The organism is Paenibacillus sp. (genome assembly GCF_048976745.1).
GTDB lineage: Bacteria > Bacillota > Bacilli > Paenibacillales > Paenibacillaceae > Paenibacillus.
Genome location: NZ_JBHGUU010000009.1, coordinates 436,467 through 451,732 on the forward strand (window position 1 = coordinate 436,467; position 15,266 = coordinate 451,732).

Genomic DNA, 15,266 nt, shown 5'->3' on the forward strand with positions numbered 1-15,266 from the left:
CACCTTTCCTTCCTGCCAAAATACATGAGCGGGCAAGTGCCCGCTGCAGGTAACGCTGTTCAGCATGTATGTTTAATCGAGTTATGCGCTGTTACTGCCACTTCTCATCTTTCAGCACTTTGGCTTGTTCAGCACGACGTTTATCAATATTTTGCAGAATCTGATCCGGTGTCATTGCGCCAGCGAACATGCCTGACAAGTCCTTGCCAATATCCATCCATTGTGGATCAATATATTTCACAGCGGCCTGCATGACCGTACCTTTTTCATGATTTTTCTCGTAATCAATATAATCCTGTGTCAGCTTCGGTTCGATTTCCGGCCAGCAAATGGTCAGATTGCCCTCACCTTCATCGAACACACGCTGCAGATGATCATGCTCTGTAATCCAGCGGAAGAATTTCAGCACTTCTTCGGGATGTTTACTGTTTTTGTTACCAAACATCGCAGCTGAACCGCCCGGATTCACACCAATCGTCTGATTATCTCCCCACGGCATGACGAAGAACCCCATATTGTCTTTCATGGCCGGATACGCTTCGGAGACTTCCTTTTCCGTCCCTGGAACCCGCAGCAACATCGCTGCTTTCTCTTGACCAAACGCTTCAATTCCCGCTTCTACCGTATTGGACAAGAAGTCTTTGCCGAAATAGCCGAGATCCGCAAATTCCTTCAATTGTTCAATGACCGTCTTGAGTTGCGTCATATCGGCGACTTTCATCTCATTATTGTTTAGCTTCTCGTAGGTTCCTGCTGTTGTTTGCTCATAGTTGGGTCCCGTTTCGAACAAAGGCAGAACCTGATACCACCCGCTGGCAGGTGCCTGATAGAACGGGATGATATCTTTATCCTTAATCTTCTGGCTGATCGCCTTGAATTCGGCATAGGATGTAGGAGGCTCTATGCCGAGCTCTTGAAAGATACGTTTGTTATAGTACACATACCAGATTTTCGTTGGCGCAAAAGAAACCCCGTACACCTTGTCATTGTGACTGACGGTTGGCAAAATCTCTTCGGACATCCGGCCTGTGAATTCCTCATTGGTCAGGTCAATGGCATTTTCCTCCGGTCTTACGTTGGCTGGCATGCTGAGAGGGTCCACATCGACATTGAAAATGTCAGGTGCTTCGCCAGAGGCCAGCTTCACCTTGATCAGGTCACGCCACTGTGCGTCAGGTACGACCTGAAAGTCAATTTTGACACCGGTCTCCTGCTCATATTCCTTGGCCATCGTCTGCATGATACCTGTACGCGGAATACCGGATTGGCTGGTTCCAAACGTAAGTGTAACCTTACCCGAACCTTCCGTACTTTTACCTGAGTTGCACCCGGCAAGCAGCAGAGTGGAGAGCAGGAGTACACTTGCGAGCGAAAAAAGAAATCGTTTTCTCATCATTGAACCTCCCGTAATATAAAGAAAATTGTCACTTGCCGAAACGCTTAATGTAAGCGTATTCTTATGTGGATAACTTTACTGTGAACAGCGAATACGCTCAATAGACAAAAACGTTCTGTTGGGTGGACATTTTCGAATGGTGTGACCAATATCATCATAGGACGAGGTGTGTGGGGATTGCGGTATCGATTTGGAACGCTTCAGCAAAGTCTGTTTGCCTATTACTCTGCGGTATTTATTGTCTTTTCGCTCATTGTGGCAGGACTCCTGTATGTTTTTCTTGCGAATGACATCCGTCATCGAAGTGAAGAACAGCAGCGACAACTGGGGGTATCCATCGTCAGTAATCTGGATCAGGAAGTGGTGAAAATGAACAACTTTTCCATGAATATTGTGTACTCTAATCTGGTCAAAGAACACTTCAGTCACTACTTGGCACCAGCGGAAGGCAGTGAGCAGACACTGACGAGTGATCCGGCATTGTATAAGGATACAACCACACTGATTGATGTCATTCTGGCGATCATTAGCAGCTCCAATACAGCCAAACAGGCCAATATCTATGATGTGAACGGCAAGATGCTGGGAGCGGGTGCATTCAACGGTCAACTGTCCGTGGATCTGACTCAGCGACCGTGGTACAAGGAAACCTGGGAGCGGAGTGGCTGGCGGGTGATTCAACTGTTAGAGGGGGGAGCTTTGCCCATGCCAACAGGTGAAGGGAAACCAGATCAACCCTACATTTCCCTTACCCGGGTATACAAAGATGGCAACTATGTCAGCCAGGGCGTCGTTGAGATTTTGCAGGATGCCGAAACCCTGTTCCAGCATTTGAATGATTTGCAGGCGAGTAACGAGGAGCTTAGGATCTATGTGATGGATGAGCACAATACAAGGCTGTATCCGCTGTCTTCGGATGGCGAGGATTCTCAGGCAGTTCAATTCGATGATGTGGACTTGATTCAAAATCTTTCATTTCCGCCTGACACGATGCAGGAGATCAGCGATCCTCTGAGTCATTCCAAACAGATGATGACGTACATGACATCACAGGAGACGGGATGGACCGTTGTGGTCATGCAGTCCAAGCAGTCCCTTTTTGCAAGTCTCAACCGGATGGCTGTGATGTTTATCGGCGCCACGTTAGCTACGTTGATGTTGATTCTGGTTCTCTCGTATCTAATTTCCAAAAGGGTCACTTTGCCGTTACATCGTTTGCAGCGCATTATCCAGAAAACGGGTGAGAACGATCTGGTATCCGGTCAAGATTCGGCGCATTTGTTCAAGCTGGAGCATCCGGGTTCCATCCGGGAGATGGATGAGCTGAATGATACGTTTATCCGCCTGAATCAGCAGCTTGTGCAATCTTTTCAGGACAGACTGGCGATGAAATCCCAGGAGACAGAGGCGAGATTACTGGCATTACAGTCCCAGATGAACCCGCATTTTCTCTACAACAACATCACAAATATCAGCATCATGGCGGAGGAAGGCATGAATGATCAGATTATCGCGTTCTGCGGTCATATCGCATCCATGCTTCGTTATATCTCGACTCCCGGCAAAAACGGGGTCCCGCTGTCTCAGGAATTGGATTATTGTGAGCGATATCTGGAGTGTATGAAGATTCGGTTTGAAGATGATCTGCACTATGAGTTTCATATTCCGGAAGAGATGCAGCATATTCAGGTTCCGATGCTGATGGTGCAACCGCTACTCGAAAATGCCATCAAATATGGACTGGGTGATACCCCGCCATGGAAACTGAATATTACTGGAGATATGGATGCCATAGAACAGACCTGGCAGATCCATGTGGAAGACAATGGACCTGGCATGGAACCCGAGGCACTTGCCAAAATCCTGCTTTACATCGAACAATCACAGGAGTGGGAGCGTATGCCTGACCTCGAAATTAACGGCATGGGACTCAAGAATATATGGCTTCGATTGAAATTATGGTATGGTACGGCAGCCCACATGCAGATTATGAACAAGCCTTCCGGCGGTGTCCAGATTACCATTGGCGGTTCCATTCGAAAGGAGCATGACTGAACCGATGACAATCAAATATAGAACGATTATTGTGGAAGATGAGGCCCTGATTCGCCGGAACGTCTCGCGCAAATTCAGGGAGCTGGACACCCGGTTTGAGGTGATTGGTGAAGCGAGGAATGGTCAGGAAGCGTTACAGCTGATCGAACATTCCGTACCTGATCTGGTTGTAACGGATATACAGATGCCGGTAATGAATGGATTGGAACTCGCCAAACATCTGTATTTTGCCTATCCGCATGTGAAAATTGTCATTCTGAGTGGTTATCATGAATTTGAATATGCCCGGCAGGCAATCAGTTACAAGGTGGAGGATTATCTGCTCAAACCATTATCGGAAGAACAGCTTCGGACACTGCTGGATGCGATGGAATTGAAGCTTGGGAGCGCTGTGGATTCGCTTGCCCATGTCAGTGCCGTGTTGGATGAGCAGGTGAAGCCGGAGGATATCGCAGAAGCCGTTAAGCTGTATTTGAAGCAGAATTATATGCATGAGATTACACTTCAGGACATGGCGGGACAGATGCATTTTAGTGTGGACTATCTAGGAAAGTGTTTTAAGAAAGTAACAGGGGAGACTCCGCTGAAATATATGACAGGCTTGCGAATGAATGAAGCGAAGCGCATGCTCGTTACTCACGAGAATATGGATATCAAGACCATTGGTGGGGCGGTAGGGTATAGTGATTCCCACTATTTCAGCCGGATTTTCAAAAACAAAACGGGCATGTACCCCAGCGAGTACCGCATGCAATTGCAGGAACGAAAAAAAGCCCTGCCCATGGATGATGAAGACCATGTTGACTTGAGCTGATTTAGAGGGCCAGAGCTTCTTCGGTTATTTTGCGAATATCAAACGGGGAGCGAATACCTTCTTCAATCATGTCGGGGAGAATCTGTTCCAGGAAATACTGCACACAGTGGAGGTCGATATTTTTGATTTTCACCAAGGCATAACGGTACATGACGATAAATTCTTTCTCCGTATTGCCACGTTGGAGTTCGGCAAAGGCTTCGTATACCTGATCCATCTTGTCTGCGACTTCGAGAATCAGTCCTTCAACCGATTGGTCTTTGCCTTCACGCAGCTGTCTGCGGAAAATAGGCTGGAACTCTTCAGGAATATTTTCATTAATAAAATGTTCAACCATGCCTTCTTCCACCTTTTGCAGCATCGATCGCAGCTCCAGTGAATAATGTTTGACTGGTGTTTTGATATCACCGATGAAGATTTCGCCATAATCATGACTGCTCGTAATTTCGTATAACTTCTTCCAATCGATGGTGACTCCATGCTGTTCCTCAATATCTGCGAGTGTTTTGGCGTACTGTACCACTTTCCAGGAATGAGCAGATACACTGTGTTCTTCGAATTTGAATTTGCCAGGTGTACGGATAATACGTTCAAGATCGTTTAGTGACCTGAAGTACGTATGAATTCCCATAGATGTGATCATCCTTTGCAAGTTTGAGTAGTCTATTCCGACTATAATGCTGTTATGTTAACCTGGGATTAAAGATGTATACACCCCATGTAAAAAATGAAGATCAAAAAGCCACGAGGTGGGCTGAATCAGGTTCAGCCCACCTCGTGGCTTTGATTAGATAAGAATTCGTGCGATCCCGAAATTCATATCCTGCATCAACGAATGCAAGGATACATGTCACGCTTTTTTACGTACCGGTGAAGTATACCAGTAAGCCATGCCGACAAAGAGGGCACCACCGATGATATTACCAAGCGTCACCGGGATCATGTTATGAAACCAGCCTGCCAGCGTAATGGTATCCGGGTGGTTTGGCAACAGCCAGGACAAGGACAGCAAAGTCATATTGGCAACACTGTGCTCATATCCACTTGCAATAAAGGCGTACAGACACCACCAGATAAGAGCAATTTTGGCGATATCCTCTTTTGTGCGAGCAGCCATCCAGATCGCCAGACAGACGAGCCAGTTACAGAGAATGCCGCGGAAGAACAACTCCGATACGGGAGCGGCCATCTTTTTGGCAGAAGCGACGAATAACAGATGTTCAGGCGTAGCCGTTTTGAACAGGCCGCTGCCTACAATAAGCAGGCTGAGCAGGATCGCACCCAGCAAGTTGCCGAGGAAGACGAGACCCCAGTTTTTCAGTGTATCTTTAACGGTGGTCCGGCCTGCGAGCGTGCTCATGGTGAAAAACATGTTGTTGCCTGTAAATAGTTCCGATCCGGCAAAAATGACCAGCGTGAGAGCGAGTCCGAAGGACATGCCCATCAACATGGTTTGCAGTGGTGACTGTGCCGCAAGGAGCGGGGCACCAATACTGAAGATCAGTACGATGCCAAGCCCTACATAGGCACCCGCCATTAAAGCGGCAACCATGTAGCGTGAAAGATTGGAGTTCATCTGATCCCGTTTTTTAACCGCTGCTTCAATAATTCCCTCAACACTTGGTGTATACATCACGGTTTCCCCCATTATTTTGCATCAATCTTTAAACGTTTTGATGGAGCTATATCTCAATCCAGACCTGGCCGTTCTCTACCTTCACCGGATACATCTGCACTTGCCCATTGTCCGGTGCTTGCACAACACCGGTAGTTAAGTCAATTTTCCAATCATACAGCGGATCGTACAGATAATGCCCGGACACGATACCTTCTGCCAGCGGTCCACCCTTGGGGTGGGGGTTGTGATTATCAGCGGCGAAGATGGTGCCATCCGATGCACGAAAGACAGCAAGCTGATGGTCCTGAATCTCAACTACTCTTCCGATTCGTGGCAGGAATTCTTCAACTACTCCAGCGGGGAAGTAGGTGCCTGATTGTTTTGTCGTCATCTTAAACCACTCCTTATCTATTTAACATTCTCCAGAATTAATCCTGCAAGCTTGTTTATGGACGAGCCGATACTTCGATACCATGGAACATTTTGCTTTCGCCTTCCTCATTGCGAATCGCTTTTTGCCAAGGTTCTTCAACATGCTCCAGTGCGAATTCAATCCGCTGCATCAACGCTTTACGTTCCTCCAGGTTATCCACGACAACCGAACGAATATGTTCCAGCCCCATGCGTTCCACCCACTCGGAAGTCCGTTCCAGATAGTTACCTGTCTCGCGGTAATATTGCATGATGGCTCCGCACAGTTCAATCAACTCTTCATCTGTTTTCACTTTGCATAAGGAATCAGCCAGTCTTGCTTTAATACCGCCGTTACCACCGATGAAGATTTCCCAACCTCCGTCGTTACCAACGATACCGATATCTTTGGTACATGCCTCTGCACAGTTCCGTGGACAACCGTTGACGGCATATTTAAACTTGGCTGGCAGATCCAGACGTTCGAATTTACGTTCGATGCGAGCGCCCATGGCCATGGAATCCTGTGTACCGAATCGGCAGAATTGGGAGCCTACACATGTTTTGACCGTACGCAGCGATTTGGCGTATGCATAACCTGAAGGCATATCCAGTTCAGCCCAGACTTTAGTCAGATCTTCTTTTTTAACACCAATCAAGTCGAGACGCTGACCTCCGGTAACTTTGACTGCTTTTACATCATATTTGACTGAAACGTCAGCGATGCGTTTGAGGTCCGCTGGAGTAGTCACCCCGCCGTACATCCGAGGTACAACCGTATACGTTCCATCCTTTTGAATATTCGCGTTCATACGTTCGTTAACAAAACGGGATTCCTTTTCATCTTCGTGAGTATCCGGTGCAATCATGCCAAGGTAATAGTTGATCGCCGGACGACATTTGGAACAACCTTCAGGTTGATTCCAGCCGAGAACATTCATGACTTCTTTGGTTGTTTGTAATCCCTTTGCACGAATCTCGGCTACAATCTCATCCCTTCCCATGGAAGTACATCCGCATATTCCCTGTTTGGCTCCACTGCTGAAGCCGTCTCCCAGCACATATTGCAGAATTTGCTCCACAACCGGTTTACATCCACCGCAAGACCGCGTTGCACCTGTACAGGCTTTGATCTCATCTACGCTGGTTAGTCCTTGATTCGTAATGACATCAACAATCGTTCCTTTGGTTACTCCGTTGCACCCACAGACAATCTCGTCTTCCGCCATCGTTTCTACAGAGGTGGTTTTCTTATGGCCTCCGCAGCCTGTACCCATGAGTGAACTATACAATTCTTCGGTCATTTCGGCCTGTTGTTTGATCAGTTTCTGCAATTCGGCAGAATCCGTAATGTCACCGAAGAGAACGGCACCGACCATTTTATTATCACGGAGCAGAATTTTTTTGTAAGTCCGTTTCCAGTCGTCTTTGTGCGAAATGACGGTGTGCTCAGGACTGTCCATGAATTCACCAGTTGAAAAGACGTCCACACCCGAAATTTTCAATTTTGTGGATACTACAGAACCTTCATACGGAGCCGTCTCAACACCGCAGATATGTTTCGCGAGAATCATGCCTTGCTCGAACAATGGGGCAACAAGGCCGTAACATACCCCGCGGTGCTCTGTACATTCCCCGACCGAATACACATTCTCAAGTGAAGTCTGCATATAATCATTCACGACAATGCCCCGGTTCACTTCCATACCGCTTTCGCGGGCTACAGCCGTATTGGGTTTGATTCCTACAGCCATGACCACAAAATCAACATTCAGTACAGTATCATCTGCAAAACGAATTCCTTCAACCCGTTCCCCGCCCAGAAGTTCGGAAGTTTGCGCCCCCATCTTGAAGCGGATACCCTGACGTTCAAGTTCCGCCTTCAACATGGCTGAAGCTTGCGGATCAAGCTGACGCTCCATCAGATCATCCATCAGATGCACGACGGTAACTTCCATGCCGAGTTGTACCAAACCTTTGGCAGCTTCAAGACCAAGCAGTCCGCCCCCGATCACGGCCGCTCGTTTGTACTGTTTGGCAGCGTCCAGCATGACATTACAATCGGCGATGTCCCGGAAACCGACAACACCCTCTTTGTCATGCCCCGGTACGGGGAGAATGAAGGAGTTGGAGCCTGTTGCAATGATGATTTTGTCGTAAGGGACACGAGTTCCATCTTCAGTCACAACCTCGTGTGTCTCGGCGTCGATTCGTGTAACCGTTGTGCCTGTGTGCAATGTAATGCCGTAATCTTCATACCAGTGAAGGTCGTTCAGGACGATATCGTCCAGCGTTTTGCTTCCTTCCAGTACGTAAGACAACATAATTCGGTTGTAGTTAGGATAGGGCTCGGTGCCAAAAACAGTAATATTAAATCGCGTAGTTAATTTCAGAATTTGTTCAACGGTACTGATTCCTGCCATACCGTTACCAATGATGATGAGGTTCTCTTTTTTTCCGTTCATGTGTGTAGGCCTCCTTGAATAGACGCTGTACATTACTCAAAATTTTAGTGGTTTATATTTGAAATTATACAAGGTGTTGATGACAGTTTATGTGATTTAATTCACTAATAAGGATAGAATAGTCATAAATTTAATTGTGTGAGCCCCATCACAGAATTAAATTTTTATTTTTATATAAATAAGAAATGCGAACTATTGTTCTTATTTTGTTTTCATTGTAAAATCGGAACTGGGCCGTATTGTTCCCGATTTCTTCGAAAGGACGTTTTTGCATCATGATGGGAAGATCCCACCTCATTATCGGGACAGGCGTGTCGCTTTCTGTTCTGCAGTTGGCTGGTATGCCGGTGACTGCGCCGGCAGTTACAGTTGCTCTCATTGGTTCGTTATTGCCTGACATCGATGAGCCGAATTCGCTGCTTGTATCGAGAGCCTTGCCTAACAGTCTGATCAGGCTGTTACAGACGATTCTGTTGCCCACAGCTGTATTTGTGTACTTTTATGTTCATGCCAAACCATGGAACCTGTTGCTTGCAATCCTTATTGCGCTCGTGTCATTCCTGCCTTCGCGTTCACTTCGCAAAGTGTTGATGTTTGCCATTGGACTCGGTCTCGTGTTCTACGGTCATGCATTTGCACCGTGGAATCTGATTGCAGGCAGCCTGCTTATGCTGTGCACCACGCTAACTCATAGGGGATTAACACATACCTTGTATGGAACTGCGGTATGGGCTGGTTTACTCTACAGCACGACCCAGCAGCAGGGACCGGAAATCTGGGTAGCGGGAGGTACGGCGTATGCGATGCACCTGTTGGCCGATTCATTAACCAATCGGGGCATTCGTCCGTTACCGCCGTTTAAGTTCCGCATACGAGCCAATCTGATGAGCACAGGAACCAAGCATGGAGCCGTTGTGGAGAATGTCTGCATTGTGCTCACACTCATTTTGGCGTGGTTTGCGTTCTCGCCATTATTTCTGTAAAGACCAAATGCCAGTCCGGTGAATCGGACTGGCATTTTTACGTATTCATCATTACCGGTATTCTACATATGGTTAAGACTTGCAGCTCAATCAGGTTGAAGTTGGTGAGCCTGTGAGCGTATCGATATCTGTAGAGCCAAATGCAAATAAAACAACCAGAATAAGCACAATTAACAGCTCGGCAAATCCGATTCCGTCAAATTCGGACATGACATCCACCTCATTTCTTGACCATTAAGAATTAATTCTCTGTTGAAATGCCTGTATAACATCATTAAGCGTCATATCGCCGCCAGTTTCATCCAGGAATTGTACCAGTTTATCTGAATTGGAGGGTGTGACCTTTTGAAGTGTTTTATATTGACCAACCAATTCTACAACCAATGTAGCCTCACGAAACAACGTGACGGCATCCACTCTCAACTTTCCGCTCACCAATAGCGCTGCTACAATCAGTTCGAGATTTTTCCCTTTAAGGCTTCCATTAAGGAGGGTATTAGCAGCGTTTGGTTTTTTGTTAGAACCTTTATTTGATTTTCCGTTCCTTCCCACTGCCATAACAGGTCCCCCACTGGTTGGTGTTTGGTTATTGATCTTCCATGATCGTATATCTTATGTGTGCGTTCTCCATAACGTTCGACCTATTAATCTAGTTGAATAAACCCAAAAAAGAGACATCCCGGTCTGACGGGACATCTCTTTCAGGTACATCCTATTTAAGGAATTTCCGTTTAGCGAAACTACGCGTTATTAATAATGGTATTCATCGTTGTCCGATCAAGACCTTTGACCAGTTTCACAATCAGTTCTTTGGCCGCATCGTAGTCATCCGTATGAATGATGGAAGAAGACGTGTGGATATAACGTGCGCAGATACCAATAACTGTTGATGGTACACCAATGCCGCTCAGGTGAACTTGACCCGCATCGGTACCACCTGGTGAGATGAAATACTGCATTTTGATCTGGTTGGATGAAGCTGTATCTTGAACATACTCCACCATTCCGCGATGAGTGAACATACCCGGGTCAAATATACGAAGCAATGCTCCTTCTCCGATATGTCCAAATGACTGCTTGTCACCTGTCATATCATTCGCCGCGCTACAGTCAAGTGCAAAGAAGATATCCGGCTGAATCAGATTGGCCGCCGTACGTGCACCACGAAGCCCCAGTTCTTCCTGAACCGTTGCACCAGCATAAAGCGTATTAGGCAGTTTTTCCTTATGTAGCGCTTCAACCAGTTCAAGTGCAAGTCCTACGCCGTAACGATTATCCCACGCTTTGGCCATGATTTTTTTCGGGTTGGCCATCGGCGTGAATTCACAGATTGGCACGATCTGCATCCCTGGATGAATGCCCCATGATTCTGCTTCCGCACGGTTGTCTGCTCCAATATCGAGATACATGGAATTCAAATCAACTGGTTTGTTCCGCTGGGACTCGTCCAGCAAGTGTGTAGGTGTAGACCCTACAACTCCGGTAATTCGGCGATCAGGTGTGATGATTTGCAAGCGTTGAGAAAGTACAGCCTGACTCCACCATCCACCCAGTGGACGGAATTTGATCATACCGGTTTCGGTAATGCCCGTAGTCATGAAACCAACTTCGTCAAAGTGTCCGGCTACCATCACTTTAGGACCGGATTCCTCCCCGCGCAATACAGCAAATAGACTTCCCAGTCGATCTTGGACGAACTCATCGGTATAAGCGGAAAGCTGGTCTTTCATCCAGCCGCGAAGCTCGCGTTCAAAACCGGAAGCGGAGGGGAACTCCGTCAATGTGCGAAACATATCCATCGTTTTTTCATTCATGTGTCAACAACTCCTCTGTTGGTATGTATTTCAGGTCACAGTAGAACGGCTACCCGCCTGTTGTCCTTTTAGAATGTAGTTCAAAAAGTCCACTTTTGATTACGAATCATGCAAAACCAGACTTTTTAAATATTCACTTTAAAATGCTGAGGACTTGTTATTTAACCACTGGTCACATTACAGTATGAACCTTGCGCAAGTGATTGTCCATGTTTATGTCACGTATTTAAGGCATGTTTTGGGAGCTTGCCTCATCCATGTTTCATTACATTATCCGCTGCAGCCGCAGTCCTAATGCTGCTTCAATGAATATGAATATACAGAGGAGATGTCATCATTTTGTGAAGTGTTTTATACCCAATATTTCCTTGTCTTCACACAGGAAGGAGCTAAATATCATATGAAGCCTCCAGAAGAGGGCACGGAAAAAGTACTGTTTATCGTTCTTTTTATCTTGCTCGTGATTGTTCTTCTTTATTTATAGAACGTAGCTAAAAGTCCCCAGATCCGGCGTATTCGCATCCTGCTTCCACAACATGATCTGATTGGAAACATATACTGTTTGTCGCCGGATACATAACCTGCCGATTATTAACAAACAATGAATACAGGATTACACACATTGGCATTCAGCCGTAGCTTTAAACTTTTTCACATAGAGGAGGTCTTGTATCTTGCCAGCTCAATCTGCATCCGGAAGCGAAAAAAAATCATCGTCCCTGTCCATGGATGAAAAGGAGTACAAAAAAGTTGCAAAAAAACATGAGCCGCCTCGTCCAATCCTGAAAAATTGCCTCAAGGCATTTCTGGTTGGGGGTACCGTCTGTTTGATTGGACAGGCCATTCAAGAGGCTTTTATGGCCGGTTTTGACATGACATCGAAGGAAGCTTCCAATCCTACGGTGGCGGTCATGATTCTTATATCGGTTATTCTAACTTGTCTCGGCGTTTACGATAAAATGGCTCAATGGGCAGGCGCAGGAACTGCTGTGCCGGTTACCGGATTTGCCAATTCCATGTGTTCAGCTGCACTGGAACATCGTGCGGAAGGACTTGTGCTCGGTGTTGGGGCCAACATGTTTAAACTTGCTGGTTCCGTTATCGTGTTTGGTGTCGTGGCAGCATTTGTCGTAGGGATCGTTTACGCCTTTTTGGGATTTGGAGGTGGGCACCTATGAAGCGATTGGGTCGTCAAACGTGGCAGTTTGAAAATCGTCCGCGAATTATCGGTAAAGCAGCAGTTGTAGGACCAGAAGAAGGCGAGGGTCCACTGTCATCTGATTTTGATTATGTTTATGACAATCTCGAGATTGGCGAGAAAACGTGGGAAAAGGGAGAACGTAAACTGCTCGAACAGGCCTCCCAACTGGCTTTGGTTAATGCAAATATCACCAAGGAAGAGCTTCAATTTTTTGTTGGCGGAGATTTGATGAATCAGATTATCAGCAGTTCCTTTTCGGCGCGAAAACTGGGCGTGCCTTACTTGGGTGTTTTTGGAGCCTGTTCTACTTCCATGGAAACATTAGCGCTAGCGTCCATGATTGTTGACTCCGGAGCTGGCGATTATGTCCTTGCAGGAACGGTTAGCCACAATTGTACGGTTGAGAAACAATTTCGCTATCCGACCGAATATGGCTCCCAGAAGCCGCCTTATGCCCAATATACCGTTACGGGTTCAGGGTGTGGTGTGGTGTCCCGTACGGGTGATGGTCCTGTAGTTACCAAAGCCACTATTGGGCGAATCATGGATTTGGGCATCAAAGATCCCTTTAATATGGGTTCAGCCATGGCGCCAGCAGCAGCCGACACTATAATCTCTCATTTCAGGGATACGGGATTGGAACCAGGCTATTATGATCTCATTGTGACCGGGGATCTGGCTTCCGTTGGTCTGCCCATTACGAAAGAACTTCTGCAAAAAGAAGGCATTCCCATGGAACAGACGGTATTTAATGACTGCGGCCTGATGATCTATGATCGGGAGAAACAGCCTTATGTTGTTGCCGGGGGGAGTGGCTGCGGGTGTTCTGCTACGGTAACCTACGGTCACATTTTGAATCGGATGCAGAAGGGAGATCTCAAACGGGTGCTCGTTGTTGCTACTGGAGCCCTCTTGTCTCCGCTCTCGTATCAGCAGGGAGAAAGTATTCCCTGTATTGCACATGCCGTAGCTATAGAAAAGGAGGGATAAATGGAATGCAGTTTTTGTGGGCATTTATCGTTGGCGGTTTAATCTGTGTTGTAGGACAGCTTCTAATGGATGGTGTCAAACTGACGCCGGCACATACCATGAGTGCACTAGTTGTGGCAGGGGCGGTTGCTGATGCACTCGGTCTCTATGATCCGTTGGTCAAGTTTGCAGGAGCAGGTGCTTCTGTGCCCATCACAAGTTTCGGTAACTCTTTGGTCCATGGGGCATTGACTGAACTTGAGAAAGAGGGATGGATTGGAGTTATTACCGGGATTTTTGATCTGACAGCGGCGGGAATCTCGTCAGCGATCATCTTTTCTTTTCTTGCAGCACTGGTGGTACGGCCAAAAGGATAACATGATATGGCAAAGCCATTGAACATAGTGGATTCAGCAGAGGCGCCGGATAACTTTTATCCGGGCCTTTTTTGTCGTATTCATGCGAGAACTGCGGTGAATCTGACGGGCTGGAAACAAATTGTGAGTTCCTTCGAGTGTACTCACGCCCGTGGATCATGTACAATAAAAGGAAATCTGTATGCTTTTTTAGGAGGTTAGACCACATGCCTGTGCGCAAAGAGTCGATCCAAATCATATCTGCAGTTCGTTCAAATCTGGAATCCTGCATAATGGGGAAATCCTTTGAAATTCAACTTTTACTTACAGCTTTGCTTGCAGGCGGGCACGTTCTGATTGAAGACGTACCAGGAACAGGGAAAACACAGTTAATTAAGGCACTGTCGAAATCCATGCGTGGTGAGTACCGACGCATTCAATGCAATCCTGATATTTTACCTAGTGATATTACGGGTGTATCCGTGTTCCATCCGAAGGATGAGCGTTTTTATTTCCGGCCAGGTCCCGTTATGACCAACATTTTGCTGGCTGATGAGATTAACCGGGCCACCACAAAAACCCAGTCGGCTCTGCTCGAAGTCATGGAGGAGCGTAGCGTAACCGTTGATGGCGATACGTATGATCTGCCACATCCGTTCATGCTTTGTGCAACTCAGAATCCAATTGATTTTGAAGGTACGTATACTTTACCTGAAGCACAACTCGACCGGTTTATGTTGAAAATAAGTCTCGGTTATCCCGATAAGGAAATTGAGAAAATCCTGTTAAAGCAGCATCAGCTTGGTCAGCCTGTGGATCGCCTTGAATCCGTTACCCATATGGACCAGATCTCGGCAATCCAGCAGGAGATTAAGGAAGTCTTTATCGGTGATCCGGTCATGGACTACCTGTTGGATGTTGTACGTCAAACTCGCTCCCACCCATCTGTATTGCTGGGTGCCAGCCCACGGGCAGCCATATCGTTCATGATGGCCGTGAAGGCCTTTGCTTTCTTGCAGGAACGTGATTATGTGCTTCCGGATGATGTGAAAACGATGGCCCCTTATGTGATCTCTCATCGTATTGTGCTTCGACCCGAATCGAGACTGGACAGTATGAGTTCCGAGGCCGTTTTGAATGCCGTACTCCAGCAAGTACGCGTGCCCGTCTCCATGGGGCAATAG

The 15,266-nt window shown here is 46.8% G+C and carries 14 protein-coding genes; 7 read left to right on the plus strand and 7 right to left on the minus strand.

All coding sequences use genetic code 11. The features are described 5' to 3' along the window. Nucleotides 1–91 precede the first annotated feature (91 nt). Nucleotides 92–1,396: an ABC transporter substrate-binding protein gene (locus ACE3K2_RS17510; protein WP_339305114.1), complete on the minus strand. Its 1,305-nt coding sequence runs from the start codon at nt 1,394–1,396 to the stop codon at nt 92–94. 168 nt (nt 1,397–1,564) lie between these two features. Here ACE3K2_RS17510 and ACE3K2_RS17515 point away from each other — a divergent pair, with 168 nt between their 5' ends. Together ACE3K2_RS17515 and ACE3K2_RS17520 are read left to right on the plus strand one after the other, a co-directional pair. Further along, nucleotides 1,565–3,451: a sensor histidine kinase gene (locus tag ACE3K2_RS17515; RefSeq protein WP_421892810.1), complete on the plus strand. Its 1,887-nt coding sequence runs from the start codon at nt 1,565–1,567 to the stop codon at nt 3,449–3,451. 4 nt (nt 3,452–3,455) lie between these two features. After that, on the plus strand, nt 3,456–4,265 hold the full coding sequence (locus tag ACE3K2_RS17520) for a response regulator transcription factor (protein WP_421892813.1): 810 nt from the start codon (nt 3,456–3,458) through the stop codon (nt 4,263–4,265). A 1-nt stretch (nt 4,266) separates the two neighbouring features. Here the strand turns inward: ACE3K2_RS17520 and ACE3K2_RS17525 are convergent, their stop codons facing one another. The 4 genes from ACE3K2_RS17525 to nirB form a co-directional block, all read right to left on the minus strand. Beyond that, on the minus strand, nt 4,267–4,896 hold the full coding sequence (locus ACE3K2_RS17525; RefSeq protein WP_338588040.1) for a YfbR-like 5'-deoxynucleotidase: 630 nt from the start codon (nt 4,894–4,896) through the stop codon (nt 4,267–4,269). A gap of 219 nt (nt 4,897–5,115) precedes the next feature. After that, nucleotides 5,116–5,898, minus strand: a complete 783-nt coding sequence (locus ACE3K2_RS17530) for a formate/nitrite transporter family protein (protein ID WP_421892816.1) — start codon at nt 5,896–5,898, stop codon at nt 5,116–5,118. Nucleotides 5,899–5,947: 49 nt separating this feature from the next. Further along, complete coding sequence (gene nirD, locus ACE3K2_RS17535) at nt 5,948–6,274, minus strand: nitrite reductase small subunit NirD (RefSeq protein ID WP_421892819.1); 327 nt, start codon at nt 6,272–6,274, stop codon at nt 5,948–5,950. A gap of 55 nt (nt 6,275–6,329) precedes the next feature. After that, nucleotides 6,330–8,759 (minus strand): nitrite reductase large subunit NirB, encoded by a 2,430-nt coding sequence (nirB, locus tag ACE3K2_RS17540; RefSeq protein WP_421892822.1) that lies wholly within the window; start codon nt 8,757–8,759, stop codon nt 6,330–6,332. Between the two features lie 275 nt (nt 8,760–9,034). Here nirB and ACE3K2_RS17545 point away from each other — a divergent pair, with 275 nt between their 5' ends. Continuing rightward, entirely contained in the window at nt 9,035–9,742 is a 708-nt protein-coding gene (locus ACE3K2_RS17545; protein ID WP_421892825.1) for a metal-dependent hydrolase, read from the plus strand. A gap of 234 nt (nt 9,743–9,976) precedes the next feature. Here the strand turns inward: ACE3K2_RS17545 and ACE3K2_RS17550 are convergent, their stop codons facing one another. Together ACE3K2_RS17550 and ACE3K2_RS17555 are read right to left on the minus strand one after the other, a co-directional pair. Next, on the minus strand, nt 9,977–10,300 hold the full coding sequence (locus ACE3K2_RS17550; RefSeq protein WP_074095924.1) for a hypothetical protein: 324 nt from the start codon (nt 10,298–10,300) through the stop codon (nt 9,977–9,979). 182 nt (nt 10,301–10,482) lie between these two features. Continuing rightward, nucleotides 10,483–11,556 carry a M42 family metallopeptidase gene (locus ACE3K2_RS17555; RefSeq protein ID WP_421892829.1) on the minus strand — a complete coding sequence of 358 codons (1,074 nt, stop codon included), beginning with the start codon at nt 11,554–11,556 and terminating at the stop codon, nt 10,483–10,485. A 674-nt stretch (nt 11,557–12,230) separates the two neighbouring features. Between ACE3K2_RS17555 and spoVAC the strand changes: the two genes are divergently transcribed. From spoVAC to ACE3K2_RS17575, 4 genes are all read left to right on the plus strand, one after another. Then, a complete protein-coding gene (spoVAC, locus tag ACE3K2_RS17560) occupies nt 12,231–12,734 on the plus strand; it encodes a stage V sporulation protein AC (protein WP_421892832.1) in 504 nt (167 codons plus the stop codon). Then, on the plus strand, nt 12,731–13,747 hold the full coding sequence (gene spoVAD / locus ACE3K2_RS17565) for a stage V sporulation protein AD (protein ID WP_421892834.1): 1,017 nt from the start codon (nt 12,731–12,733) through the stop codon (nt 13,745–13,747). Before spoVAC ends, spoVAD begins: the two co-directional genes overlap by 4 nt. 5 nt (nt 13,748–13,752) lie before the next feature. After that, complete coding sequence (gene spoVAE, locus ACE3K2_RS17570) at nt 13,753–14,103, plus strand: stage V sporulation protein AE (RefSeq protein WP_421892837.1); 351 nt, start codon at nt 13,753–13,755, stop codon at nt 14,101–14,103. Nucleotides 14,104–14,309: 206 nt separating this feature from the next. Beyond that, complete coding sequence (locus ACE3K2_RS17575) at nt 14,310–15,266, plus strand: AAA family ATPase (protein ID WP_036615157.1); 957 nt, start codon at nt 14,310–14,312, stop codon at nt 15,264–15,266.